Genomic DNA, 3,002 nt, shown 5'->3' on the forward strand with positions numbered 1-3,002 from the left:
CGGCGGCGGCCACGGCCGACAGCGCGGCGCCCAGGCCGCTCAGCGCGAGCAGCGCCGAGACCAGCAGCCGCCCCCGGCCGCGTACGGCGAACACCGCGACCAGGGCGGCGAGGCCGACGATGGCCAGGGCCGCCGGGAGGCCGGTGACGGCCCGCCCGTCGGCGGTCAGCGGGAGCGAACCGCCCCCGACGGCGGCGCTGCCCCGGGCCCAGACGCGGCCGGAGGCGAGCAGGACGACGGTGGCGCCGAGCGCGCCGAGCAGCAGGGCGACGGCCACCGTGCGGCGGCCCGCTCCGCTCTCGGGGGCGTCGGCGTTCGGGGACAGGGGTACGGCACTCACGTACCCCACTATCCCCTACGCCCTCAGCCGCGGTGGAGGCGGTTCGCCGCTCCGACCGCGCGGAGCACCGCGGCGGCCTTGTTGCGGCACTCCTGGTCCTCCAGCTCGGGCACCGAGTCGGCGACCACGCCCGCCCCCGCCTGCACGTACGCCGTGCCGTCGCGCAGCAGGGCCGTACGGATGGCGATGGCCGTGTCGGAGTCCCCGGCGAAGTCGAGGTAGCCGACGCAGCCGCCGTACAGGCCGCGGCGGGAGGGCTCCAGCTCCTCGATGATCTGCATGGCGCGCGGCTTGGGCGCACCGGACAGGGTGCCGGCCGGGAAGCAGGCGGTGAGCACGTCGAAGGCGGTCTTCCCCTCCGCGACCCGCCCGGTGACGGTGGAGACGATGTGCATGACGTGCGAGTACCGCTCGATCGACATGAAGTCGACGACCTCCACCGAGCCCGGCTCGCAGACGCGGCCGAGGTCGTTGCGGCCGAGGTCGACGAGCATCAGGTGCTCGGCGCGCTCCTTGGGGTCGGCCAGCAGCTCCTCGGCGAGGTCGTTGTCCTCCTGCGGGGTGGCGCCGCGGTGGCGGGTGCCGGCGATGGGGTGGACCATGGCCCGGCCGTCCTCGACCTTCACCAGCGCCTCGGGGCTGGAGCCGACCACGTCGAAGCCGTTCTCGAAGCGGAAGAGGTACATGTACGGGGACGGGTTGGTGGCCCGCAGCACCCGGTACACGTCCAGCGCGGAGGCCTCGCAAGGGGTCTCGAACCGCTGCGAGGGAACCACCTGGAAGGCCTCTCCGGCCCGGATGCGCTCCTTGACGTCCTCGACGGCGGCCTGGTACTTCTCCCCGCCCCACAGCGCGTCGAAGGGCGGCAGCTCGGACTCGGGCAGCGCGGCGGGCGCGTACGGGGCGGGGCGCGCCAGGTCGGCCTCCATCGCGTCGAGGCGGGCCACGGCGTCCGCGTAGGCCTCGTCCACGCCGGTGTCGAGGTCGTTGTGGTTGATGGCGTTGGCGATGAGCTGGACGGTGCCGTCCCAGTGGTCGAGGACCGCCAGGTCGGAGGTGAGCAGCATGGTGAGCTCGGGGAGCTTCAGGTCGTCCTCGGTGTGGTCGCCGATGCGCTCCAGACGGCGGACGATGTCGTAGCCCAGGTAGCCGACCATGCCACCGGTGAAGGGGGGCATGCCGCCCGCCAGGTCCCTCGGGGTGTGGAGGGCCTGGACGGTGGCGCGCAGGGCCTCCAGGGGGTCGCCGTCCGTGGGGACGCCGACGGGCGGGGTGCCGATCCAGTGGGCCTCGCCGTCCTTGACGGTGAGGGTCGAGTCGCTGCGCACGCCGACGAAGGAGTAGCGGGACCAGGAGCGGCCGTTCTCGGCGGACTCCAGGAGGAAGGTTCCGGGGCGCTCGGCGGCCAGCTTCCGGTAGAGCCCGACCGGGGTGTCCCCGTCGGCGAGCAGCCGGCGGCTGACGGGGATGACACGGCGGTCGGCCGCGAGCTTGCGGAAGGTCTCGAGATCCATGGGGTGGGACCCTAACTGGCTAGTCGGCGTCGCTGAGCAGGACATCGGCGTCGAAGCAGGTGCGCGCGCCGGTGTGGCAGGCGGCCCCGACCTGGTCGACCTTGACGAGCACGGTGTCGGCGTCGCAGTCGAGGGCGACGGACTTCACGTGCTGGTAGTGGCCGGAGGTGTCGCCCTTGACCCAGTACTCCTGGCGGCTGCGGGACCAGTAGGTGCAGCGGCCGGTGGTGAGCGTGCGGTGCAGGGCCTCGTCGTCCATCCAGCCGAGCATGAGCACCTCTCCGGTGTCGTACTGCTGGGCGATGGCCGGGACCAGGCCGTCGGCGGAACGCTTGAGGCGGGCGGCGACGGCGGGGTCGAGGGAGGACGTACTCATGGGGCCCATTGTGCCGCGCCGCGGTGCCCCTCATTGATCTCCGTCCGCCTGATGGGCAGCCGCCGGCCGGGTTCCGGCCGTAGGCTGGCCGGTATGTCTACCCATGCGAAGCGCGAACGCCTGCTGTTGGCCGACCTGTTGGAGGCCGCCGGGCCGCAGGCCCCGACGCTGTGCGAAGGCTGGACCTGCCGGGACCTGGCCGCGCACGTGGTGGTCCGCGAGCGGCGGCCGGACGCGGCGGGCGGCCTGCTGCTGAAGGTCCTCAAGGAGCGGCTCGACCGGGCGATGGCCGAGTACACGGCGAAACCGTACGAGGAGCTGATCCGGCTGATCCGCACCGGGCCGCCGAAGCTGTCGGTGTACGCGCTGAAGCAGGTGGACGAGGCGGCGAACGCGGTGGAGTTCTACGTGCACGCCGAGGACGTGCGGCGGGCCCAGCCGGACTGGTCGCCGCGGGCGCTGGACCCGGTGTTCGCGGACGCGCTGTGGTCCCGGCTGGAGAGGCTGGCCCGGCTGACGGGCCGGCGCTCCCCGGTGGGCCTGGTGCTGCGCCGCCCGGACGGGCGTACGGCGGTGGCGCACAAGGGGGTGCCGGTGGTGACGGTGACGGGCGAGCCGGGTGAGCTGACGCTCTTCTGCTTCGGCCGCCAGGCCGCTGCCGCGGTGGACCTGGAGGGGGACAGGGAGGCGGTGTCCCGCCTGACCGTGGCCGAGCTGGGCATCTGACCCCGGGCCGGCGCGCCTCGATCGCCGGCGGGGCTGATCCCAGCCC

4 protein-coding genes are annotated in these 3,002 nt (G+C 73.8%); 1 reads left to right on the plus strand and 3 read right to left on the minus strand.

Annotated elements, in window-relative coordinates; genetic code table 11:
* From VR44_RS26990 to hisI, 3 genes are all read right to left on the minus strand, one after another.
* On the minus strand, positions 1–349 hold a 349-nt coding region (locus VR44_RS26990; protein WP_045950215.1), incomplete at its 3' end, for a Trp biosynthesis-associated membrane protein.
* A 14-nt stretch (positions 350–363) separates the two neighbouring features.
* On the minus strand, positions 364–1,854 hold the full coding sequence (locus tag VR44_RS26995) for an anthranilate synthase component I (protein WP_045950216.1): 1,491 nt from the start codon (positions 1,852–1,854) through the stop codon (positions 364–366).
* Positions 1,855–1,873: 19 nt separating this feature from the next.
* The gene (hisI, locus tag VR44_RS27000; RefSeq protein ID WP_045950217.1) at positions 1,874–2,239 is read right to left on the minus strand and encodes a phosphoribosyl-AMP cyclohydrolase; all 366 of its coding nucleotides are present in this window, start codon (positions 2,237–2,239) and stop codon (positions 1,874–1,876) included.
* An 84-nt stretch (positions 2,240–2,323) separates the two neighbouring features.
* Between hisI and VR44_RS27005 the strand changes: the two genes are divergently transcribed.
* Positions 2,324–2,956, plus strand: a complete 633-nt coding sequence (locus VR44_RS27005) for a TIGR03085 family metal-binding protein (RefSeq protein WP_045950218.1) — start codon at positions 2,324–2,326, stop codon at positions 2,954–2,956.
* Positions 2,957–3,002 lie beyond the last annotated feature (46 nt).

The sequence above is a fragment of the Streptomyces katrae genome (assembly GCF_000966975.1).
Classification (GTDB): domain Bacteria; phylum Actinomycetota; class Actinomycetes; order Streptomycetales; family Streptomycetaceae; genus Streptomyces; species Streptomyces katrae.